At 50.6% G+C, this 24,252-nt stretch carries 20 protein-coding genes; 2 read left to right on the top strand and 18 right to left on the bottom strand.

What is annotated here, in order from left to right:
* Positions 1 to 17: 17 nt before the first annotated feature.
* From cpsB to AACS05_RS14740, 14 genes are all read right to left on the bottom strand, one after another.
* Positions 18 to 1,454: a mannose-1-phosphate guanyltransferase gene (gene cpsB / locus AACS05_RS14675; RefSeq protein ID WP_045444690.1), complete on the bottom strand. Its 1,437-nt coding sequence runs from the start codon at positions 1,452 to 1,454 to the stop codon at positions 18 to 20.
* Between the two features lie 3 nt (positions 1,455 to 1,457).
* Complete coding sequence (gene wcaI, locus AACS05_RS14680; RefSeq protein ID WP_045444692.1) at positions 1,458 to 2,687, bottom strand: colanic acid biosynthesis fucosyltransferase WcaI; 1,230 nt, start codon at positions 2,685 to 2,687, stop codon at positions 1,458 to 1,460.
* Positions 2,684 to 3,163, bottom strand: coding sequence for a GDP-mannose mannosyl hydrolase (locus tag AACS05_RS14685; RefSeq protein WP_045444694.1), 480 nt, complete (start codon positions 3,161 to 3,163; stop codon positions 2,684 to 2,686). Before AACS05_RS14685 ends, wcaI begins: the two co-directional genes overlap by 4 nt.
* Positions 3,164 to 3,165: 2 nt before the next feature.
* Entirely contained in the window at positions 3,166 to 4,131 is a 966-nt protein-coding gene (gene fcl / locus AACS05_RS14690) for a GDP-L-fucose synthase (protein WP_045444696.1), read from the bottom strand.
* Positions 4,132 to 4,133: 2 nt separating this feature from the next.
* Complete coding sequence (gene gmd / locus AACS05_RS14695) at positions 4,134 to 5,255, bottom strand: GDP-mannose 4,6-dehydratase (protein WP_045444698.1); 1,122 nt, start codon at positions 5,253 to 5,255, stop codon at positions 4,134 to 4,136.
* Positions 5,256 to 5,279: 24 nt separating this feature from the next.
* The gene (gene wcaF, locus AACS05_RS14700; RefSeq protein WP_045444700.1) at positions 5,280 to 5,834 is read right to left on the bottom strand and encodes a colanic acid biosynthesis acetyltransferase WcaF; all 555 of its coding nucleotides are present in this window, start codon (positions 5,832 to 5,834) and stop codon (positions 5,280 to 5,282) included.
* A gap of 9 nt (positions 5,835 to 5,843) precedes the next feature.
* Positions 5,844 to 6,590 (bottom strand): colanic acid biosynthesis glycosyltransferase WcaE, encoded by a 747-nt coding sequence (wcaE, locus tag AACS05_RS14705; RefSeq protein WP_045444703.1) that lies wholly within the window; start codon positions 6,588 to 6,590, stop codon positions 5,844 to 5,846.
* Positions 6,591 to 6,595: 5 nt separating this feature from the next.
* Positions 6,596 to 7,813 carry a colanic acid polymerase WcaD gene (gene wcaD, locus AACS05_RS14710; protein WP_045444705.1) on the bottom strand — a complete coding sequence of 406 codons (1,218 nt, stop codon included), beginning with the start codon at positions 7,811 to 7,813 and terminating at the stop codon, positions 6,596 to 6,598.
* Positions 7,788 to 9,005, bottom strand: coding sequence for a colanic acid biosynthesis glycosyltransferase WcaC (gene wcaC / locus AACS05_RS14715; RefSeq protein WP_045444708.1), 1,218 nt, complete (start codon positions 9,003 to 9,005; stop codon positions 7,788 to 7,790). Before wcaC ends, wcaD begins: the two co-directional genes overlap by 26 nt.
* Entirely contained in the window at positions 9,002 to 9,490 is a 489-nt protein-coding gene (gene wcaB / locus AACS05_RS14720) for a colanic acid biosynthesis acetyltransferase WcaB (protein ID WP_045444710.1), read from the bottom strand. The genes wcaC and wcaB overlap by 4 nt, the downstream gene beginning before the upstream one ends.
* Positions 9,491 to 9,492: 2 nt before the next feature.
* Entirely contained in the window at positions 9,493 to 10,335 is an 843-nt protein-coding gene (gene wcaA, locus AACS05_RS14725) for a colanic acid biosynthesis glycosyltransferase WcaA (protein WP_045444713.1), read from the bottom strand.
* Positions 10,336 to 10,411: 76 nt separating this feature from the next.
* Positions 10,412 to 12,574 carry a tyrosine-protein kinase Wzc gene (wzc, locus tag AACS05_RS14730; RefSeq protein ID WP_045444716.1) on the bottom strand — a complete coding sequence of 721 codons (2,163 nt, stop codon included), beginning with the start codon at positions 12,572 to 12,574 and terminating at the stop codon, positions 10,412 to 10,414.
* A complete protein-coding gene (wzb, locus tag AACS05_RS14735) occupies positions 12,571 to 13,020 on the bottom strand; it encodes a low molecular weight protein-tyrosine-phosphatase Wzb (protein WP_045444719.1) in 450 nt (149 codons plus the stop codon). Before wzb ends, wzc begins: the two co-directional genes overlap by 4 nt.
* A gap of 5 nt (positions 13,021 to 13,025) precedes the next feature.
* Positions 13,026 to 14,165 carry a polysaccharide export protein gene (locus AACS05_RS14740; protein ID WP_045444723.1) on the bottom strand — a complete coding sequence of 380 codons (1,140 nt, stop codon included), beginning with the start codon at positions 14,163 to 14,165 and terminating at the stop codon, positions 13,026 to 13,028.
* A gap of 653 nt (positions 14,166 to 14,818) precedes the next feature.
* On the opposite strand from AACS05_RS14740, the gene AACS05_RS14745 reads away from it, so the two are divergent.
* On the top strand, positions 14,819 to 16,405 hold the full coding sequence (locus tag AACS05_RS14745) for a TerC family protein (RefSeq protein ID WP_045444726.1): 1,587 nt from the start codon (positions 14,819 to 14,821) through the stop codon (positions 16,403 to 16,405).
* 53 nt (positions 16,406 to 16,458) lie between these two features.
* On the opposite strand, the gene asmA is transcribed toward AACS05_RS14745, so the two are convergent.
* The 3 genes from asmA to udk form a co-directional block, all read right to left on the bottom strand.
* Positions 16,459 to 18,312, bottom strand: a complete 1,854-nt coding sequence (gene asmA / locus AACS05_RS14750; protein WP_045444729.1) for an outer membrane assembly protein AsmA — start codon at positions 18,310 to 18,312, stop codon at positions 16,459 to 16,461.
* Between the two features lie 26 nt (positions 18,313 to 18,338).
* On the bottom strand, positions 18,339 to 18,920 hold the full coding sequence (gene dcd / locus AACS05_RS14755; RefSeq protein WP_045444731.1) for a dCTP deaminase: 582 nt from the start codon (positions 18,918 to 18,920) through the stop codon (positions 18,339 to 18,341).
* 91 nt (positions 18,921 to 19,011) lie between these two features.
* Positions 19,012 to 19,653: a uridine kinase gene (gene udk, locus AACS05_RS14760; RefSeq protein ID WP_003036776.1), complete on the bottom strand. Its 642-nt coding sequence runs from the start codon at positions 19,651 to 19,653 to the stop codon at positions 19,012 to 19,014.
* Positions 19,654 to 19,969: 316 nt separating this feature from the next.
* Between udk and AACS05_RS14765 the strand changes: the two genes are divergently transcribed.
* Positions 19,970 to 23,299, top strand: coding sequence for a diguanylate cyclase (locus tag AACS05_RS14765; RefSeq protein ID WP_045444734.1), 3,330 nt, complete (start codon positions 19,970 to 19,972; stop codon positions 23,297 to 23,299).
* On the opposite strand, the gene alkA is transcribed toward AACS05_RS14765, so the two are convergent.
* Positions 23,267 to 24,136 (bottom strand): DNA-3-methyladenine glycosylase 2, encoded by an 870-nt coding sequence (alkA, locus tag AACS05_RS14770; protein WP_045449689.1) that lies wholly within the window; start codon positions 24,134 to 24,136, stop codon positions 23,267 to 23,269. The genes AACS05_RS14765 and alkA overlap by 33 nt on opposite strands.
* Positions 24,137 to 24,252 lie beyond the last annotated feature (116 nt).

A 24,252-nucleotide genomic window follows, 5' to 3' on the forward strand; every position in this document is an offset into this window, starting at 1 on the left:
CCTGCAGATTTGTAGCGTTAAACCCGTCCGTAGCGGTCCTCAAAGCGCACCACATCGTCCTCTTCGAGATAGGATCCCGAGCGCACTTCAATCAGGTCTAGCGGAATTTTTCCGGGGTTCTCCAGGCAATGAGTCGCCCCCAGAGGAATATAGACCGACTCATTTTCGCCAAGCAGTTTGATGTCGTCATTGACTGTCACCTTAGCTGTACCGGCCACCACCACCCAATGTTCGGCGCGGTGATGATGCATCTGCACAGACAACCCCTCACCCGGTTTAACGGTAATACGCTTCACCTGGTAGCGTTCTCCGGCATCAATAGAGTCATACTTGCCCCACGGACGGTACACTTCACGGTGAATATGGTGTTCATGGCGTCCGTCAGCTTTAATCTGTTCAACCACCTTTTTCACATCCTGTACCGCGTTGCGATCAGCAATCAACACCGCATCTTTGGTCTGTACCACCACCAGATCCTTCACACCAACAGTCGTCACCAGGCCTGACTCCGCGTAGACATAGCTGTTTTCAGTTTTGTGGCTAATCACGTCGCCGTGATGCACATTACCTTCGGCGGTATGGGCGCTGATTTCCCACAGCGATGACCACGAACCCACATCACTCCAGCCCGCGTTCATCGGCATCACTACTGCGTCAGCCGTATGCTCCATCACCGCATAGTCCACCGACTCTTCCGGGCAGGCGAGAAAGGCCTCTTCATCAACGCGAACGAAATCAAGATCGGGATCGGCCATGCTCATGGCATTCTCACAGGCGTCGAAAATATCGGGACGGTACTTTCTCAGTTCTTCGAGGTAGCGACCGGCACGGAACAAAAACATACCGCTGTTCCAGTAGTAATCGCCGCTTGCCACATAACCCCGCGCGGTTTCAAGATTGGGTTTCTCAACAAACTGCGCAACGTCAAAAGCGACAGCATCGGTATTGGTGGGGGAAACATCGCCACGCCGAATATAACCGTAGCCAGTTTCAGCCTGATCCGGCACGATGCCAAACGTCACCAGTTTACCCGCATCGGCATAAGGCATGGCATTGCGAACCGCTTCGCGAAAAGCCCCTTCGTTGGTAATCACATGATCAGCTGCCAGCACCAACAGTACCGGATCCCCCTGCGGGGTGTGACGTTTTGCCGCAAGCGCAGCCAGCGCAATCGCTGGGGCTGTATTGCGCCCTGCGGGTTCAAGGATAATGTTCTCGGTCAGCTTATTAAGTTGTCGTAACTGTTCCGCCACGATGAAACGGTGTTGTTCATTGCAGATAACGACCGGGCTTTCGCACTCTACGCCGTTCAGACGACAAATTGTGGTCTGCAACATGGTGAGATCGCCTTTCAGGCATAAGAACTGTTTTGGATACAGTACACGGGACAACGGCCACAACCGACTACCAGAGCCACCGGCCATAACGACCGGAAAGAGTTTGGATTGACTCATGATTTATCCCCGTATATCTGCAATAAATTGGGTGAGCACATTTTCTTTATCCAGCGTGCATTCGGCATAGTTTCGCGCCACCGTGTTTACTTTTGGCATCATCAACGCCTGTTCAATACCACTGACCAATGCACTCACCGACTCCGGCTCCACGCAAACCGCAATCCCCGGATAGCTTTCACAGAGCTGACCGAGTTCGGTTTCAGGCTCGGCGGTGATCACTGCATTGCCGCCAACAGCGAGTATATTGGTCAGTTTTGAAGGCAAAACGGCATCCGCCGCACCACGTTTTTGCACGACTAAATGGCAATCGCCCATCTTCAGTAACGCAGGTAGCGCGTCATAAGACTGCAGGGGGAAAAATTTCACGTTGTGCAGACCGAGTTCACTGACCATCTTCTCCAGCCGCGCTTTTCCACCACCCTGCCCGACGATCACAAACAACCATGGTTGATTGCTAAGTTGAACTGCCGCATCAATCACGCTTTCCAGTCCCTGTTTTTCTCCAACATTGCCTGAGTAGAGAATGATTTTTTGATCTTCAGGCAAACCGAGGTACTGACGTAGTGCCTGAGCATCGGCTGTGGACACCTCACGAAAACGCGCCACTTCCGACCAGTTAGGAAAGAAAATAACCTTCTGCGGCGCGACGCCTTTTCCCTCAGCTTTGTTCATCATGGAACGAGAGATTGTCGAAACGTGGTCCACACTGTGCAGACCACTGCGCTCAAAAGCGCTGGCCAGTTTCGCCACTGCGCTGCTTTTGCTTTTGCTTTTCCCGACCATCCCGAGCCCTAACATAGCGTCAACTTCATAGTCCTGGATGTGCAGCAGCGTCCGCGCCCCGGAAAGCCAGGCCAGCAACCGCATGCCAGGCGTACAAAACAGCGTTGGCACTACACCAATAATGCGATCCGGTTTCCAGCGACGCTGGGCCATTAGCGGGAAAAAACTACTCAGAGCGAAACTGCCTAAATGCAGCAGGCGCTTAAGCGTTGATGGCTGTTCAGGCACGTACAGAGGACAACGCCAGACAATGGCATCACCCTCCTCACGACGGTAGCGCCAGCAGGAATAGCGACCGTTTACTTTCCACTGTGGATAATAAGGAGGCGCGGTGATCACCCGAACGTCATGCCCTTTGCGCGCCATCCACTCCACCATCTCACCGGTGTACTTGCCGATGCCAGTTAGCTCGGGAGAATAGTTAATGCCATACACCAGGATCTTCATATTCCCGCCACTCCGGGCTGACGCTCCGGCATAAAGTACGCCAGGCTATTATCGTGCACGTTCTCACACTCCAACAGTGCCTCAGGTGTTAGCCAGCGATACGCCTCATGCTGGGCATCAGGCAATTGCAGTTCGTTTTGCTGCACCCGCAGACGAAAACCGAGCACGATGTAGTGGGTCGAGAAATCCTCACCGGAAAAGTTATCGTCATAAAAGTGCTGCCAGACCCCATAAAACTTGCCTGCGGATATCGATAAACGCAGCCCCAGTTCGGCTTCGGTCAGGCGTTCGAAGGCCATATGAAGCGGCTCATCTTTTTGCACCCGCCCCCCCGGTACAAACCAGTATCCCTGAGCCGGGCGATTGATGCGCTGACCAAACAGGTACTCGCCACGCGCGTTTTCCACAATCAAATCAATAGCCACCAACGGGGCAGAGCGCACGACGGTGGCAAAATCTTCATGGCGTAAAAACATAATTACCCCCGATACCGCTGCTGATTCTCAAGGAACCACCGCCAGGTGCTGGCAAGTCCGGCCTCCAGCGACACTTCGTGATACCAGCCAAGCTGGTGTAGTCGCGTGACATCGAGCAACTTCCGTGGTGTACCATCCGGTTTCGAGGCATCAAACACCACGCGCCCTTTGTAGCCCACTACCTTCGCGATAGTCTGCGCCAGTTCGCGAATAGTGCAGTCAACACCTGTACCTACGTTGATATGCGACAACATCGGCTGGGTGTGCTCTCGCCAGACTTCGCGAGCCAGCTCCATCACATGAATACTGGCCGCGGCCATATCATCCACATGCAGGAACTCGCGCATCGGCGTCCCGCTCCCCCACACCACAACGTCCGCCGCATTTTGATTACAGGCATCATGAAAACGGCGCAGCAACGCCGGGATCACATGCGAATTGCTCGGATGAAAATTGTCGTGCGGCCCGTATAGATTGGTGGGCATTACCGAACGATAGTCGCGGTCATGCTGACGGTTGTATGACTCGCACAACTTGATCCCGGCAATTTTTGCAATCGCATACGGTTCATTAGTGGGTTCAAGCGCCCCCTGCAATAGTTCACTTTCGTGCATCGGCTGTCTGGCCATCTTCGGGTAAATGCATGATGAGCCGAGGAAGAGCAGCTTATTCACGTTATGCTGATGAGCCGCATGAATAACATTGCTCTCAATCATCATATTTTCATAAATAAAATCAGCAGGATAAGTATTATTTGCCACAATACCACCCACTTTTGCCGCTGCCAGATACACCTGGTCAATACGTTCGGTCGCGAAGAAGTGACGCACCGCATTCCCGTCCAGCAGATTAAGCTCATCACGGGTACGCAGCACCAACTCAACGTTATCGCGCTGCGCCAGTTGCCTCACGATGGCAGACCCCACCATCCCGCGATGGCCCGCCACAAAAATACGTTGTTTCATCATCCTCAGTACTCCAGCGCGATGGCGACCTCATACCCATGGGATTTCAGCAGAGAATGTCGCTTCGCCGCCTCCAGATCGTTGGCAACCATTTCAGAGACCATCTGGCGCAGCGTAATTTCCGGTTTCCAGCCCAGTTTTTCGTGAGCCCTGGCCGGATCGCCCAGCAGAGTTTCTACCTCAGCCGGACGGAAATAACGCGGATCGACAGCAATCATCACATCGCCCGGTTTAACACCTGGGGCATCATGGCCGGTCACGGAAACGACAATCCCTTTTTCGTTCACGCCCTGACCTTCAAAGCGCAATTTAATGCCCAACTGTGCCGCCGCCATTTCCACAAACTGACGTACGGAATACTGCACACCAGTGGCAATAACAAAATCTTCTGGTGTTTCCTGTTGCAGCATCATCCACTGCATCCTGACGTAATCTTTGGCATGTCCCCAGTCGCGCAGGGAATCCATATTGCCGAGATACAGACACGACTCCAGCCCCTGGGCGATATTGGCAATCGCGCGGGTAATTTTCCGCGTGACAAAGGTTTCCCCCCGGCGCGGGGATTCGTGGTTAAACAGAATGCCGTTACAGGCGAACATGCCGTAGGATTCACGGTAGTTGACGGTGATCCAGTAGGCATACAGTTTGGCAACTGCATACGGCGATCGCGGATAAAACGGCGTGGTCTCTTTCTGCGGAATTTCCTGTACCAGGCCATACAATTCAGAGGTGGATGCCTGATAAAAACGGGTTTTCTTTTCGAGACCGAGGAAGCGGATCGCCTCCAGCAGGCGCAGCGTGCCAATCGCATCGACGTCAGCGGTATATTCCGGTGATTCAAATGACACCGCTACGTGGCTCATCGCCCCCAGGTTATAAACTTCATCCGGTTGAACTTCCTGTAAAATCCGGGTCAGGTTGGAGGTATCCGTCAGATCGCCATAGTGCAGATGGAATTTGGGATTACCCGAATGCGGATCCTGGTAAATATGGTCCACGCGTTCGGTGTTAAACGATGATGCACGGCGTTTAATACCATGCACTTCATAACCTTTTTCCAGCAAAAGCTCTGCCAGATAGGAACCATCCTGCCCGGTTACGCCAGTAATGAGAGCGACTTTTGACATGTTTTCACCTCTTAAATGATCCCCTCAGGGAGTAACTTTTTCGACGCGTTTGCGCGTAACAACTGCGGGATTACCCCGACAAACGGTATTTGCCGGCAGCGATTTAAAAACGCTGCTTCGTGCACCCACTACGGTGCCATCGCCAATCGTCACACCAGGAGCAACAAAAACATCCGTCGCCAGCCAGCATTTCTCACCAACAACAATCGGCGTGGCGGTAATATCAAAATATTGACTGGTGAAATCATGACTCCCGGTGCATAAATAACTTTTCTGTGAAATAACCGCGTGCGCACCAATCGTAATATTACCCAGCGTATATAAAACCGTGTCATCACCTACCCAGGCATAATCTCCCAGGGTTAATTTCCACGGATAAGTAATTTTTACTGAAGGTCTGATTACTACGTTTTTTCCTATTTTCGCGCCAAACATTCGTAATAAAAATGCGCGCCAGCGATACATCACCTGTGGTGACAGCCGAAATAATGTCGCCTGTACTGCCCACCATAATTGCACTTTAATGGCGCCGCCACCGCGAAAACCTTTCGGTACTGAGAAGCCATTTAAATTCTGCATAGTGTGCCCCTACGTTTTACCATATAAGGTTTTTGTCTTACCGGTTGTTCGCAGGCGTAAATACCAGGAAAGCTCAGCCCAAAAACCTGGCATCCGTAATATCTGTCGCTGCACTTTTTTTGCATCCCGGCATAATTCCAGATTATTCGTAGTAGACACACCGCCCATAGAGAACTCTGACACCAGTCCGGTGATTTTTTTAAAAGAAAATCCGCACTTATATAATTTGGCAGCCAATGCATAATCTGAGGATATTTTATATTGCAAGTCATAACGCCAGACATTCAATCCACTAACCGGAAAAAAAATCGCCTGATGGCTGGCCGGTAAGCTGTGATAGATATACCAGCCTGGTTTAGCCCGGCGTTTAATTTTATTACCATCACCGAAATCCAGTAACGCATCACCGATAACCATCGCGTTATCACTTTGCGCTTTCAGCTGACGAACAAACTTTGCGGCATCTGCATGTAGAACATCCCCGGAGTTAAGGAACAAAGCGAACCGCCCGCGCGCCAGCGCAATACCTTTATTCATCGCATCATAAATACCGTTATCCGGCTCGCTGACAAAGCGTAACCTGTGCTCTCCGTTAAGATCCTCAAGATACGCTGACGTACCGTCAGTGGAGCCACCATCAACGACAATCCACTCAAAGCTGATATCGCCCGCCTGCGCCAGGTGAGACAGTGACGCGTGAGTTTTGATAACCCCTTCCAAATTGCGAAAGGCGACGGTGATAATACTGAGCAGCATGTAAATTACCTCGCGATATTCAGCGCCTTGCGCAAAATAAACGGACACACAATTAAAAAAGCGTATTCCGGACTAAATACTGAACCGGTGAAAAACAACGACAGTGGCGTAAAAAGATAAAGCTGCACCCGATAATTCTGATTATCGCCAAACGCATTCAGCATCATTTTCATGACTGTCCCCATATACCAGAGGGCTAATATCACGGCAAACCATGAAAAATAGATAATCAACAAATACAAACCATTGTCTATCGTTTTACCTACATCCGCACCGTTAAAAATTCCGAATGACGCAACATACTCATAAAGTGAGCCGAATCTGACTACGCCATCAATATTCAGCAGAGAATAACCAACCATTACCAATGGGCCGACGATACGATAATACGATGACGAACCTTCTGTACCTAAATCTCCCAGGCGCGTCGAGATGTATGGAAATGCAAATACCACTCCAATCAGAAACACGCTCAGTGAGATAATCGCCAACGGTAACTTCTTTTTTATCGCATCTTTATTCAAATACTGGAACACCCACTCCAGTAAATAAAACAAGATAAATGTCATCACCCCCGAAAACGATCCTGATAATATTACCCCTAACAGAATCATAGCATCGGACTTAGGCGTTTTGATACCAAACTGTTTGATACTGAGCCAAATTGAGATTAAGGCCAGAGCGAAAAATGCCGGTTCGAAATAGAGTGCGGTAGTACGTTTGCCACCAAACTTAATAAAGTTCAGAACATAACTATTGCTGTAAATAAGATATTTCGAAATAACTTCCATTACGCTACTGCTACCGCTCAGAATAATCTGTGTCATTTCAATCGCAGCAAGCCCCACCACCAGCCCTACTACCAGCCAAAAGGAACGTAAAATTTTCCGATAGTTATGCGGCGAAATCGTTTTGAACCGAATACTCCACACCATACCGATGATGATCACGGTATACACAAAAAGCATCGCGGAGGTGACATATTTGCTGGCATCCAGAGACTGACCGAACAGATAGTTAAAAGCTGTCAGTCCTCCACCGACACCGAGCGCAATCAGCAACTTTTTGATATTGATGCGTTCAATAAACAGCAACAACAGAACCGGTAAAAAAGTGACGATCGTGACGGGAAAACTTTCTCCCAGTTGTGCAAGTTTGACATTAACCAGCAGATACAACAGCGGTAACATCAGGTAGCTACAGATTCTGATAGAACGAGACATATTCCTCCAGCATCTGTTGCCCGCTGTATACAGCCCGACTACGCTGGCTAAACGTCGCAAGCGAAGTAGCGAATACAGCCTGAGCTATTTCTGACTTATTCAGTTGTACCAGTCGCAGGACATCAGCGTCGCTGAACGTTTTTCCTCCCGATTTAGCCAGCACTTCCTGCGCTGCCTCGCTATGCGTGGCGATCACCGGCACACCGATAGATAGCGCTTCGCATAAAATCAACGGATAGTTATCAACCCGGGAACTGAATACCAGCCCATCCATTTGATTAAGAGCACTCATTAACTTGCCCTTATCGGTTTCAAATCCGTGATTGGTTACGTTCACCCCGGTAAACGGCGAAAACTTACCGAAGGTATGTAGCTCTATCTTGTCGCCCAGCGCGACCATCTGGCGCACCAGTTGCTGGTTCGTTTTACCGTCATAGCGCAAGTCGTGAGCCACTACTGCAATTTTCGGCCTACTGTGATGTTCCATTGCCTGTGGCAGGTCAGAGAGAATGGCTTCCGTTGCAATATCAATCCCGTTATTAATAATGCGGCAGAGTCCTGCGCCGTACAGGTGGTTAAACGCATCGGCTACATGCTGACTGGGAGAGATGAACTGGCAGCCTAACGCCAGCATGGCGCGAAACATCTGTCGTTTGCCGGGCAGTTGTTGGTGCGCCTTATCGACTTTTACTGGGGGATAGTTGGTCAGCGTTGGGCATTTCTGACAGTCAGTTTTCCAGCCCTCACAGCCGTCGGTAAAGGCACAGCGACCGGTGACACTCCAGTGATCATGTAGTGTCCAGACGAAGGTGATATCGGGTTTATGCAACTTCACCTTTTGGCAAAACGCCACTACCTCTTCCAGATTCAGCCAGTAGCTGTGCAGCACATGAAAATGCAGCACCAATGGACCAGATGTACGGGTAACTGTGCGGTACAAATTATCGAGATTGCCAAACAGGTCTCGGTTAGCCAGACGAAACAGCGCAATGTTCGCCGCCGACGTCAGGCGTGGCGTGTGCTTAATCACGTGTGGATAGTTGTCGTGGCTGATACTTCTCTTGCCGCCTTTGCCATAACCATACACAAAACGCGACGACAACCCTTTATCCAGCGCGCGCAGGTGCAGATCCAAAGCTACCCCTGCTGCCCCTCCTTCTGCGAGTCGGACATTAAACTGTAATATATTCATTTCGTTGCCTTAACCCGTGCTTTTTCACCCACCACCAGCGCGTCGTCAGGAACGTCATCAAGTACAACGCTGCCTGCGCCAATCGTCACGTTATGACCAATGGTGATAGCGCCAAGCAGAATGACATTAGCCCCCAGCTCAACACCGTTACCAATCACCGGGCAGGCCATATCTTTTGCACCAACATTTCCGATGGTAACGCCATGGCGAAGGGTAAAATCGTCACCTGCCACTACATGTTTGTTGATAACTACCCCATAGCCATGATGGATGGTAAAACGACGACCGATAGTTGCTGCTGCCTGAATTTCATAGCCAAATACACATTCAGTGATAAGGCGATACATCACCAATATCGGTGCTGCCCACAAGTTGTTCAGCACGTTTTTTTTACGCCACACGGAGCAAAAATGAGCAATCCGATACGCCCCTACCATGCAGCAGGGACGCAGGCTCCAGCCGTTCGCACGTAAATCTTCCAGCATATTTAACGTCCTCTCAGCCCGGCGGCCAGACGCTTGCTGTTACGCACTGAAAGTAACGTCAACAACGTGCGCCAGTTCATTCGTTTGTTACGGATCTGATAGAGAGTAAACAGCTGATATTTTTTGCTGGCCCGGTCAAATTTGCCTTTGTGCTTGCGGTAGAACTGGAAGTAACCGGAGAATTTTCGTGGTGATGATGTAATACGCATCTCGCCGTGATTAACATGCAGAATTTGCGTTGCCTCTTTTACCTTCCAGGGCTCGCCATACGCCACCACCATACGCAGGAAAATGTCGTAATCCTGTGCGGCTTTCAACGTTGTATCGAACAGGCACGCTTTAAAGCGCCAAGCCCAGGTAAAGACCTGATTACCAATAATGTTGCGCTTATAGAATTTACGTCGCGAGTACACGGACTTTGGGTAGAGCGGCAGACTGGCTGGCTGCGAATAGACCTCGCCTTCACAGATATAATCATCGGCATAGAGAAACGCACGAGTCACCAGTTGATGACGATATTTAAGGAAGACGCTCAAACGGTTTGGCGTCCACTCGTCGTCGTCATCAATCCCCGTAATGTATTGCCCGCTGGCCTGCATAATGGCCTGATTGCGTACCGCGCATGCCCCGGAGTTAATGGCATTATGAATATAGGTAACACGTGGATCGTTCAGCTCATCGACAAACTGCTGCAACTGCTCCCAGGACGAAGAGCAATCATCCACAATGATCATCTCCCAGTGTGGATAGTCCTGGCGCAGCACCGATTTAATTGCCCGGATAGCCAGTTGCTGACGGTTCCAGGTCGGCATATAAATTGAAATTAGCGGGTTGTCTGTTGTCATTCTCATTCCCCAGATCGAGATACGTTTGTCGGCCAGATAAAGCGCGTTTATGCCACCTACCGGCACCGTTCATTACTTACTTCGAATCCGACATGTACTCATATTCGTAGTAGCCGTAATCCTGGTATCCACTGGCGCGACGGAAGATAGAGTTGAGGATCACCCCTTTCACCTGAATGCCGTTTTGTTCAAAGCGGCTCAGGCTGGTTTCGACTTCTTTCAGGGTGTTGACGGCATAACGGGCGACCATCAGCGTAGTGCCGGCATGACGTCCTACAATCGCCGCATCGGTCACTGCCAGTATTGGCGGGGTATCGATGAGCACCAGATCATAGTTCGAGCTTGCCCAGGCCATCAGTTCGCCAAAGCGTTCACTCATCAGAAGTTCTGAAGGATTCGGTGGAACCTGTCCGCGCGGGACCAGATCAAAATTCGCGATTGAGGTTGGTTTTGCACAGGACGAGATGTCACCCTTACCAATGAGGAGATCGGACAGACCATTGACGTTATTGGTCCCGAGCAGTTCGTGCGTATAGCCTTTGCGCATATCGCAGTCGATCAGCAGAACGCGTTTGTGGGTCTGACTAATGACCGCCGCCAGGTTGGCGCAGACAAACGTTTTCCCAATTGACGGGCTGACCCCGGTAAGCATCAGCACATTGTTGCGCGCCTGCATCATGGCAAAATGCAGGCTGGTACGCAGGCTACGTACTGCTTCTATCGCCAGGTCGGTCGGATTCCCCACAGCCAACAGCTGACTTTGTTTGTAACGCTTAACACCTTTAATGGTTTTGACGCTATCACGTGCTTTTTGCCACTCAGAAAGAGGAATACTGGCATATACACTGATACCGTTCTCTTCCAGCACCTGAGGATTCTCGATCCCACGATTAAACAGAGAACGCAGCAGAACGCCAACAACTGAAAGCATCAGGCCAAGGATAATGCTACCGAGAATTATCAGCGCAGTTTTCGGTTTCAGTACGCCAGGCTGAGCAATGGCGGGGTCAACAATACGAACATCACCTACCGTACTGGCTTCGGTTATCTTCAGCTCCTGCTGTTTGTTCAGTAACTGCATATAAACCTGCTGACCAGACTCAACATCGCGGGTCAGGCGGACAATTTCCTGCTGCGTTTTCGGCATTGCGGTCACGCGCCCGTTCAGTTTGCTTTTCTCATCTTCCAGCGCCTGGCGTTTTTCCAGCAGCGTGCGATACGCCGGGTGCGCTTTGGTGAACAGTTTGGAAATTTCAGCTTCTTTGAACGTCAGTTCATTCAGCTGAGCATCAATATTCACCATCGAATCCAGTACCGCTTTCGCCTCCAGCGGAAGATCTACTGAGTCCTTATCCTGGCGAAACGCATTCAGTTTATTTTCCGCAACATCCAGGTGGTTACGCACCTCGGGCAGTTGCTTTGCCAGAAACGCCAGGCTTTTGGCCGCCTCTTCAGATTTACGCGCCACGTTTTGTTCCAGGTAGTTACGGGTAATACTGTCGAGGATCTGGCGGATCTGCTCCCGGTCTTCACCGGTAAATGTCAGGCTCAATACGCCGGTGTCTTTCCCTGTTTCAGTGACGCTCAGGTTATTTTGCAGGGTATTGATCATCCCAAGCGTGGAAAATTTACTGATGGTGAATTCGCTGTCGGGACTGGCATGAATTGCCTGGACCTGCATCGTAACCCCATCGTGGTTTAACAACTTTCCGACCTGCCCCCGGGCGCTAAAACCCCCGTCGCTCGTCAGTTGGTAACTTTTGGCATTCAGCACGGTCAGCGTAAAGATCTGTTCATTCATCGGCTTTGGAAAAGTGAATGTCGTCACTTTGACCGTTTCGTTCTGGCGGCCCATGAGTCGCTCCCAGCCCGCGCCAAAAATGGGAAACGTATTTTTGGTGACGGCGATATCCAAATCGAGATCGTCCACCGTTTTACCCAATACCAGTCGCGACTGGATAAGCTGGATTTCGGCTTCAGAAGCCGGGGGCTTGTTCGATAACGCTGAACCAATATCCTGAACCAGCGAGTTACCGGTATTTTGCTCAATTTGCACCAGAGCATCAGCACTGTAGATAGGGGTGGCAAACAAGGTGTAGATCGCAGCACACAGCGCAAAAGCAGTGGTTATGCCAAGCACCCACCAACGCGCTTCTATAACCGTCCCCACCAGGCGACCGATATCGATTTCATCGTTGCCTGTTACCGGCGTGGCAGACTGTTTTATTTTTTCCGTCATTGTTTATCCTGCTCCGCGTTCAGCGCCTTAGCCCATTGGCGGGCAGACCGTTCAAGTAATGCGTATACCGAGTCAAATGCTTCGTGGCTTTTGCGATAGGGATCGGGGATTTCACGCTCACCGTCCCAGTGACCAAAAAGCATCACTTTGCCCCGCATCTCCGGCACCATTTCACACAGTGCTGTAATGTGGCGCTTTTCCATGGTCAGGATCAGGTCATACTCCCGACACATTCGCCCCGAAATTTGACGCGCGCTATGATTTGCAAGAGACAGGTCGTGTGTCTGAGCCACGCTAATGGCTTTTGGATCCGCACCTTTGCCGACCAACGCGCCCAGGCCCGCGGAAGAGACCGTCAACGCCGGATGAAATTGCCTTAACAACCGTTCTGCCGTTGGGGAGCGGCAAATGTTCCCCACGCAAACGACTAATATCTTGTTAAACATGGCGATTACCAGTTGTGAAGGTCGCTGGCCGTATCCGTCATGTAACGAACACCGCTGATAGTCGGCAGCAACTGATTGATCAAACGGTTCCAGCGAGAAACCGGCGCGGTCGTGACATACACCACGTCGTATGGCTGAAGTCGGAAAGAGGTCGCCATCACCAGAGAGGTCGCATCTGACATATCCAGTTGGTAGATATTGGCAATTTTGCCGCTGCGTTCGCCCTCGCCTTTTAACGGTCGAATGACGAAGATACCGCTGGCATTGGAGGTGGTCAGGTCGATACCTTCCGCATTTCCCAGCGCTTCGGTAAGCGTCATCCCGCTGAAGTCCATTTTGAGGGTGCTCTGTTTTTTCACTTCCCCCATCACGAAGACTTTCAGATCGTCATTACGTGGGACAAACAGAATGTCGCCAGGATAGAGCAGACGGTTCTGGCTCAGATCGCCATTTTGCATCAGCGCCTGCAGGGAAATACGTTGCTCCTGTCCACTATGGGTGAGCACAACGTTACGCCAGTCTGCCGCCTCGGTCAGTCCACCGGCGGCGTTAATCGCATCAAGGATAGTTAACGGAACGTTGGTGATGGCCTGCTGGCCGGATTTATTAACCTGCCCGGAGACATACGCCTTCTGCGAGCGGAAAGCAGCGATATTAACGTCCACCTGCGGGTCAGCAATGTACTTCGCCAGGCGCCCGGTAATATCACTACGAATTTCTGCCAACGTTTTCCCAACAACGCTCACTTTACCAATGTAGGGATAAAACATGGTGCCATCAGGTTGAACCCAGTTGCCGGTATCACTTGAGCTTCGGTATTGCCCCGCTGGCGTTGTGAGTTCTGGATGATCCCAGACGGTCACATTTAGTACATCACCTGCGCCGACCCGATACTGGTACCCCGAAATCTCCTGGTCCAGCGACATATTGGGTTGTGCAACATTCGGTCGTGGACGTAATTGCTCTACCAGTCGAGGGGTTAGTGGATAAACATTCACCATCCGATTGATATCAAAATCAGCATCCTGCTGTTTGATCACATCTTTACCCATCGTAGACATATTGCTGCCCGGAAGTACGGTACAACCGTTGATCAAGATTACCGATACCAATACTGGTATTAATCTAAGTTTGGATTTCATCATTGATTATTTATCACTTTGGCAGAGTAATTATCACGTGCATTCTAAATAGCGTCTTCACCTGTGCCATTTACATTGCCGTTAATTAAACGAAAATATAATCGGCATCAGTCCTAAAAAAATGAATTCGTCAGCAGTCTGTTGACAGATTAATTCAGGCTTATCATCAGGCGACCAGGCACGCTACCGCCCCTGGCTTCTTTAGCTACCAATGCACTGATTAATTTATATTTTTCTCGCCCCTCTATTTTCATCACTTTCATAGCAACAATGCAGCAGAAATAGCACTGCGGGGTGATATAGTAATATTTCTCTTTTGGTGATTACGGAAAGAATTGTTACAGCTAACGGTGTTACAGGCAAGAAAACAGCTCGTCGTCTCCTTGCTTTTAAGATTAATATTAAGGACGCATAATTTATATTTTTAGGATTTTATTGATATTGACATTATCACTCTGCAATTACGTAACCTGCGATATTTCTTAAATATGTTAATATTTATAAAACTATATCCTGTAGTAAATTTAAGGTTATTATCTCGTGTCACTCCAGATATAAACGGCAGAGAAATCCCTTATCGCCATTGCATTTTCCGTCGGCTTTATCCATGATCGAATTGTGACAATTGTCATACAACTATGGGTATAGCTTTTACTATGGAATGGATTGCCGATCCGTCGATCTGGGCCGGACTCGTCACGCTAATCGTGATAGAACTTGTTCTTGGCATTGATAACCTCGTTTTTATTGCCATCCTCGCGGAAAAACTGCCACCTGGCCAGCGGGACAAGGCGCGTATTACCGGACTATTGCTGGCGATGGTCATGCGCCTGTTGCTGCTGGCGTCAATATCCTGGCTGGTGACGCTAACCACGCCACTATTTAGCATCCGGGATCTGAGCTTCAGTGCACGTGACCTGATTATGCTATTCGGGGGATTCTTCCTGCTGTTCAAAGCCACAATGGAGCTTAACGAGCGACTGGAAGGAAAAGACAGCGATAACCCCACCCAGCGTAAAGGCGCTAAGTTCTGGGGAGTCGTGGCGCAAATTGTGGTACTGGATGCCATTTTCTCTCTGGACTCAGTGATCACCGCCGTGGGGATGGTCGATCACCTGGCGGTTATGATGGCGGCTGTCATTATTGCTATTAGCCTGATGGTGCTGGCCAGCAAGTCGTTGACCCGTTTTGTAAATAGCCATCCAACCATCGTCATCCTGTGCCTTAGCTTCCTGCTGATGATCGGTTTCAGCTTGGTCGCAGAAGGGTTTGGCTTCCATATTCCGAAAGGCTATCTGTACGCCGCTATCGGGTTCTCGGTCATGATAGAAGCACTGAACCAGTTGGCTATCTTTAACCGCCGTCGTTTCCTGTCAGCCAACCATACTTTGCGCCAGCGTACTGCCGAGGCGGTTATGCGCCTGCTAAGTGGACAAAAAGAAGACGCCGAACTGGATGCAGAAACCTCTGCTATGCTGGCGGATCATCACGACGGCCAGATTTTTGCCCCGCAGGAGCGCCGGATGATCGAGCGCGTACTGAACCTGAATCAGCGTACCGTCAGCAGCATCATGACTTCACGTCATGATATTGAGCATATCGATCTCAATGCTCCTGAAACAGAAATCCGCGCATTACTGGAGAAAAACCAGCATACGCGCCTCGTTGTAACCGGAGAAGACGAACAGGAAGATCTGCTTGGCGTGGTGCATGTGATTGACCTTCTGCAACAATCGCTACGTGGCGAGCAACTCGACTTACGCGTCCTGATCCGCCAGCCGTTGGTATTCCCGGAGACACTGCCGTTGCTTCCGGCGCTGGAGCAGTTCCGTAACGCCCGGACGCACTTTGCTTTTGTGGCTGATGAGTTTGGTTCGGTTGAAGGGATCGTGACACTGAGTGACGTAATGGAAACCATCGCCGGTAACTTGCCTAATGAAGTGGAAGAGATCGACGCCCGACATGATATTCAGAAGAACGCCGATGGGTCATGGACAGCTAACGGACATATGCCACTGGAGGACCTGGTGCAATACGTTCCTATTCCACTGGACGATAAACGTGAGTATCACACGATTGCCGGGCTGTTAATGGAGTATTTGCAACGCATTCCAAAAACCGGGGAGGAAGTTCAGGTTGGTGATTACCTGCTGAAAACCTTGCAGGTAGAAAATCACCGGGTGCAAAAAGTACAGTTAATACCGTTGCACAATAATGAAGAAGAGATGGATTACGAAGTGTAGGTAACGTGTTGTAAGTCGGACAAGACGTAAGACATCTTGTCCGACAATACAAATCAGAGTTTATCGAGCAGCTTTTTAACGTCCTTGCCGTTGCGGGAGTCTTTATTGCGATCGGCCCAGTCATTCAACCGGCGTTTCGCTTCATCCTGCATGTGCTTACGCAGAAGCTGGTCTACCTGCAGGTTGTAGTTTAAAGCCTGCCACTTACCGTAGACCCTAAGCGGAATGGGAGTAGCTTTCAGGAAATCAATCAGTTTGCTTTCCCCATTCCAGCCGCCCAGCACGCGTACGTTAAACTGTGTATCACAGTTCTGTTCAACCAGATCTAACGTGCCTTTACCTGAAAGTGCCAGCATCGCGGACTGCCCTTCCATGTCGTCCAGCATAACCTTGCCGTTACTCAGCGTCAGATCGGTAACAAAACGATCCAGCCGGGTGACATTGTCCAGATCTTGCTGCGATGTTACATCACCGCCGCTGCGCTCAACCGCCTGCTGCACCAGTTGCTGGAAGTTCATCCCTTCCATACGCGTGTCACTCATCTCGACGCTGGCCTGCCCCTGCCAGTTGTGACGAAATGCCTGAGCGTCAATATCTGAACCTGAAAAATCGCCAGTCAGCGACAGCTTGCCCGTCAGCGCAATCGGATAGTCAAAGGCTTTGAGGATAGTCCCAATTTCTACATTTTCCAGACGTGGATGAAAGACCGCTCGCGGCTGAGTCTTTCTGGCATCCAGCGTACCGGGAAGTGAGATAATCCCACCATTGCTTTTTCCCTGTAACTCATCAATGTTCAGCAATCCGGAATCGTTAGATATCTTCGCGGAAACATTATCAAAGGCCATTTTCCGCCAGAGAACCTTGTCCGCCTGCAATGTAATATCCGCAGAAAACCCCTTCAGTCCTTGATAAGATACGGCATCAACCTGCGAGGCGATGACCGGTCGAGCCAGCGTCGATTGACTCTGTCCCTGTTGCGCCCCACCGTTTGTTACAGCAGCGGCATCCTGTTGCACAATCAGGTTGTCGAGATTGAGCTGACCAAATCGCAGGTCGACCGACCATTCCGGCTTATCCGCCAGCGCGACCATAGCCTGCCCAGTCAGAGAGCTGTCATTAGCCGTCATCTTAATCTGGCTAAATGCGAGCTGTTTTTTATCTTCCTGCCATTGAGCCTGAAGCTGCCCCTGGCCGCGAATCCCCTGCTGCGGCAGGTCGGCGCCCTGTAACTGCCAGCTAAGCTGCTCAATATTAGCCGCGAGATTGTGCGGATAATCAGAAGCATCTACGGTGCCGCTAAGGGATAACGCAAGATCACGCTGATCGCGGTTCACGCGTCCGGTGAAGTCGAACGTACCGCGATGCTGGGCATCCTGTTCCATATTCAGGTGAATGTCACGAACCGTAATCTGTTCATCGTCTTCATGCTGAAATACCAGAACGCTGTCAGCAACCCGCAGACGAGCGATATCAAACGACCATCCGCGATCGTCTGCCAGATCAGGAAACGTATTATCTTTCGGAGCTACGGGCGCATCTTCTCCGCGCACCGCTTCGGTTTGTGGGGTCAGTTGGATCACAGCACCTTTGAGCATCACCTGCTTAACATCGAGCTGATGGCTCAGTAACGGCCACAACGCCACATCAAGACGCATATTGTCGGCACGTACCAGCGGTTCGCTGGCACCCTCAGCCGTTAACACCATGCGCCCGGAGAGGATGCTTAGCTGAGGCCATACATGCCAGCGCAAAGGACCATCCAACTGCAACTGATATCCGCTACGCGCAGCAACCTGCTTTACCATGTACGCGCGGAAATCATTCGGATTAACCAACAGTACTAACGCGGAAAAACCGGCCACCAGCACGACCAGAAGAATCATCAGCGTCGTCAGAAATCGTCTCATGCTATCCCCAATGGACTGACAAATACTCAGTCTTTATCAATCCGGCTGGCTACAGCGCCCTGCTGGTCGCGATATTTCGCATCCTGACGACGATTGTAAGGTCGCGCAGCCGGACCGGAAAGCGGCTCAAAACTCAGCGCGCCAATCGGCATGCCGGGGCGCAGGGCCAACGGTAATTTCCCGGAGTTGTAAAATTCCAGAACAATGCAACCCGACCAGCCCGGATCGATGCGGTGTGCAGTAACGTGTACCATCAGACCCAGACGCGCCAGTGACGAACGTCCGTCTAACCAACCAACGAGATCGGATGGCAGCGTAACGGACTCCAGAGTGACAGCCAGTGCTAATTCACCCGGATGCAGGAAAAACGCCTCACCATCATCGAGAACGATTTCATCACTCATCACGCGATCCAGCGCGGCACTGACTTCATCCTTCGGTCCGCTCAAATCAATATACGGTGCCGTATGACCGCGGAACGTACGAAATTTGTTTCCAAGGCGCACATCTACCGTTGCGCCATTGATTCGCTCGACAGGAGGGCGTGGATTGATCGACAGACGACCTTCATCCAACCAGGCTTCAATATCTCGGTCACATAAACGCATGGCACTTTCTCCTTTCGTGCTTCAACCCCTTAACACCAGACGTGCTAAGGGTGAACCAGGTTATCACTGAACGGTACACAATTCGCTGAACTTATTCAAAGAACTGACTGATTTTCGCCTTCAGAATATCAATTGCGATGCGGTTTTTACCCCCACGCGGCACGATGATATCGGCGTATTGTTTTGAAGGTTCAATAAATTGCAGGAACATCGGACGGACGGTTTTTTGGTATTGCGCCATCACTGAATCCATGGAACGGCCTCGCTCATTCACGTCCCGTTTGATACGACGCATCAGGCAAATGTCCAGTGGTGTATCAACAAAAATAGAGAAGTTCATCTCGTCACGCAAACGTGCATCCGTCAGCAGCAGAATGCCTTCCAGGATAATCACTTTCTTTGGTTCAATATGAATGGTGTCTTGCGTACGCGTGTGCTCAACATAGCTGTAAACGGGTAATTCAATCGCCGACCCGCGTTTAAGCGTTTGAAGATGCTGAAACAGCAGGCTGTGATCCATCGCGTTCGGATGATCGTAATTCGTTTTTACACGTTCTTCCATCGACAGATGGCTTTGATCTTTGTAATAACTGTCTTCGGGAATAACGCCAATATGTTCGTCACCCACTTGTTCGCGCAATTCGCGATAAAGAGTACTGGCAATAAGACTCTTGCCGGAAGCCGATGCGCCGGCAATGCCGATAATGACGCACTGATGAGACTGATCAGTCATAAATTTAGCGACCTGATTAACCTGGATGTAAGGAAGGGCGGCGTCGAAACGCCAAACGCGGCAATTATAGGGATTTCATTGGCGCGATGCCAGCCCAGGCTGCACCAATGCTGTCCCTGTCGCAAATTAAAATGGTCAGTTTTAAAGCAGGCACGCCATTTATTCTCCCGCCTTATGAATTAATAGCTTGGGAGTGTTAATTTATGAGCAGCTGGCGTATAAATTGTAAATTGTTTGTACTAGCATAATCTCAGATTAAACAGTACGCGCCCGGCATCTCCTCCAGGGCGACATCAGCTATTTGGGTAGAGTGGTAATGAGTAAACAATCCCAACATGTTTTAGTTACCTTACCTCATCCTCTACTGCGCCTGGCCAGTTTAGGTCTGGTGGCTTTTGTCTTTACGCTGTTCTCGCTGGAGCTATCACGCTTCGGAACGCAGCTGGCACCGCTTTGGTTCCCCACCTCTATCATGATGGTGGCATTTTACCGTCATGCGGGACGAATGTGGCCCGGGATTGCACTGGCTTGCTCCTTCGGTAGCATCGGTGCGTCTTTGCTATTTTTCCCTGGCGAGTCACTTAATTTTACCTACACGGCCATCAATATTATTGAGGCAATCACTGGCGCAATGTTATTGCGCAAACTGTTACCCTGGTACAATCCATTACAAAATCTTAATGACTGGTCACGCCTGGCATTCGGTAGCGCCGTCGTCCCGCCGCTGGTTGGCGGCGTTTTAATGTGGCTGCTGCTCCCAGGCGAAACATCGCTAAATACGTTTCTCATTTGGGTTCTGTCAGAATCCATCGGCGCCCTCGCGCTGGTCCCATTAGGTTTGCTGTTTAAGCCTCATTATCTGCTGCGCCATCGCGATCCCCGTTTACTGTTTGAGACTCTCATCACCCTGCTGGTGACCTTAACATTAAGCTGGCTCTCCATGATGTACGTTCCATGGCCGTTTACCTGCGTTATCGTTCTGCTGATGTGGAGCGCCGTCCGTCTGCCACGTATGGAGGCGTTTTTGATTTTCCTGAGCACAGTCATGATGGTTTCGCTGATGCTCGCCGCTAACCCATCGCTGCTCTACACACCAAAAACGCACATTATGACGAGCATACCGTGGCTGCCGTTTTTAATGATTCTGTTGCCTGCCAACATGATGACCATGGTGATGTACGCATTCCGGGCTGAACGAAAACACATCTCTGAAAGCGAATCACGCTTCCGTAATGCTATGGAATACTCGGCGATAGGCATGGCACTGGTCGGTACTGAAGGACAATGGCTTCAGGCAAATAAAGCCCTGTGCCAGTTTCTTGGCTATAGCCAGGATGAGCTGAGAGCGTTGACCTTCCAGCAGTTGACATGGCCGGAAGATTTGAACAATGACCTGGAACAGTTGAATATGCTGTCTCGTGGGGAAATCAATAGTTACTCCATGGAGAAACGCTATTACACTCGCGCAGGCGAAGTTGTCTGGGCGTTGCTGGCCGTTTCGTTAGTTCGCCATAGTGATAACACCCCACTCTACTTTATTGCGCAGGTTGAGGACATCAACGACCTGAAGCACACGGAGTGGATAAATAAACGACTGATGGAACGTATTACGCTGGCAAATGAGGCGGGCGGCATTGGTATCTGGGAATGGGATCTGCAGCCTGACGTGATCAGTTGGGATAAACGCATGTTCGATCTCTACGAAGTTCCTGCGCATATCAAACCGACCTGGCAAGTCTGGTACAACTGCGTCGTTCCTGAAGATCGTGAGTACGCCGAAAATGTGATTCGCGATTCGCTTGCGGCGCGGATCCCTTTCAAGCTCGAATACCGTATCGCGGTAAAAGACGGCGTGCGCCATATTCGCTCGCTGGCTAATCGGGTGCTGAACAAAGACGGTGAAGTTGAACGCTTACTCGGCATTAATCTGGATATGACCGAAGTGAAGCAACTGCATGAAGAGCTTTATCAGGAAAAAGAGCGTTTGCATATTACGCTCGATTCCATCGGCGAAGCAGTGATTTGTATTGACGTTAATATGAACGTCACCTTTATGAATCCAGTTGCCGAGAAAATGAGCGGCTGGCAGCAGGAAAGCGCAATAGGTATTCCATTGCTGACAGTGCTACGCATCACCTTTGGTGAAAACGGTCCGCTCATGGAAAACATCTACAGTGCCGACATGTCACGTTCGGCAATAGAGCAAGAGGTGGTCCTGCATTGTCGTAACGGCAGTAGTTACGATATTCAGTACAGTATCACCCCGCTCAGCACCCTTGACGGCGGTAGTATTGGTTCAGTACTGGTGATTCAGGACGTCACTGAGTCACGTAAAATGTTACGTCAACTCAGCTACAGCGCCTCGCATGATGACCTGACCAATCTTGCCAACAGAGTCAGTTTCGAGAACCATCTGAAACAATTACTGTACACCGTACAGGACTCACACCAGCGTCATGTACTGGTCTTTATCGATCTGGATCGTTTTAAAGCAGTGAACGATAGCGCTGGACACGCCGCAGGCGATGCCCTGCTGCGCGAGTTGTCTTCACTGATGCTCAGTATGCTGCGCTCCAGCGACGTACTGGCACGTCTTGGCGGCGATGAGTTCGGTCTGTTACTACCGGATTGCAATATTGAAAGCGCACGCTTCATCTCGGGCCGTATCATTAGCGCCATCAACGATTATCACTTTATGTGGGAAGGCCGCTTACATCGTATTGGTGCCAGTGCAGGGATCACGCTGATTGATGAAAAAAACCATGTCGCGACCGAGGTCATGTCTCAGGCAGATATTGCCTGCTACGCAGCGAAAAACAGTGGTCGTGGGCGAGTATGCGTGTACGAGCCAGAGCAGAGTCAAACGCATGATACACGAGGGCTGCTCTTGCCAGATGAACAGAAACAGATTATTACCCACAACCCGATACTCATGGTTGCCAGGGGTGTCGCATCCCCGCGCATTCCTGAGACATTTAGCTTCTGGCTTCTCTCACTACGTCTATGGAATAACGACGGCGAAGTCATCGAAGAACAGACCTTCCGCGCCGGTCTGGCAGATCCCATACTCAATCATGCGCTCGATCGGCGGGTATTTAATGAGTTTTTCTCTCATTCCGCCTCAGCTGTCGCCAGCAAAGGACTCAGTATTGCCCTGCCGCTTTCCGCCGCCGGACTGCTAAATTCGGAGATTGTGGATGAACTGTTGGAGCATCTGGAACAGAGTTCGCTGCCGCCACGGTTATTGCATCTGACCATCCCGGTGGGAGTGATGAATACGCATCCTACGCAGGCCGTATCAGCAATCCATCGCCTACGTCATGCAGGCTGTCGTATTATTTTAAGTCAGGCAGGTCGGGACTTAGAGGTCTTTGACAACCTCAAGTATCACGTAGCCGATTACCTTTTGCTCGACAGCGAACTAAGCGCCAGCGCTCACGGTAATCTGATGGATGAAATGTGGGTTTCCATTATACAGAGCCATGCACAGCGTCTTGATATCAAAACCATCGCTGGCCCGGTACAAATGCCACTTATCATGGATGCGCTTTCTGGCATCGGTATCGATATGATTTATGGCGATATCATTGCCGATGCCCAACCGCTGGATCTGTTACTCAACACCAGCAACTTTGCTATCAACTGACGGTTGCCAGCCTTCTGTATACCAGATATGCAACAGCGCATAGGAACGCCATGGCTTCCAGCGCTCTGCATATCGCCGGATTTGCGCAGGTGTCATGCCTGGAAAACGCTGTTTAATCAGGTAGTCATCTGGCAAAAAAATATCCTTCGCCTGCCATCCGCGCAGAGCAAAGTAGTTGGCAGTCCAGCGCCCAATTCCTGGAAAAGTTTGTAGATGCTTCACGCCTTGTTCAATATCAGACGGGGCAACAGATGCAAGCGTACCCTCCAGCGCGGACCGGGCCAGGTGGATCAACGCTTCAGCACGTTTCAGCGGCATACCTAACGCTTTCAGATGCAACGGATCGGCCGAGGCCAGCGCTTCAGGGAGGGGGAAACATACATATTCTGGAGCGTCTTCAAGTGTATCACCGTAGGCATGGGCAACTTTCGCCGTCAATTTTGCCGCCATCGTCACACTCACCAGTTGTCCTAAAATTGCCCGACCCCCCTGTTCGAAGGCATCGACCGATCCTGGTAGCCGCAGCCCAGGGCGAGCAGCCCCCAGATTACCCAATGCGCTGACAATATGTTGGGGACGGCAGGTAAGATCGAACAATCGCTCGATTTTCGCCAGACACTCGGAGGCCACGGGTTGTAACCCTGGACTCAACGTAATCTGCAGCAGGTTGGCTTCCGGATCAGGGGTGACGCTCACCAGGCCGCGATGCTCACCGATGGCCAGGCTTCTTTCATAATACAACTCCCCCACGGTTTCTACGCCATCCACCGCACGTGCGGCAAGAAACCCTAACATCCAGGGCCAGTCATAGGGTGGGTGCCAGCTCAGCGTTAACATCTGGTTTTCCTTTTTATTCAAACCTACAGCATAAACGGTATCCGAACGATGTGCCTTGCTTTCATATTCCAGTTGTCTGGACGGCAACATTTCGCTAAAGTCACGCCCCTTCTTCA

Source organism: Citrobacter sp. S-77, assembly GCF_963864895.1.
In the GTDB taxonomy this organism is placed as follows: Bacteria; Pseudomonadota; Gammaproteobacteria; order Enterobacterales; family Enterobacteriaceae; genus Citrobacter; species Citrobacter murliniae.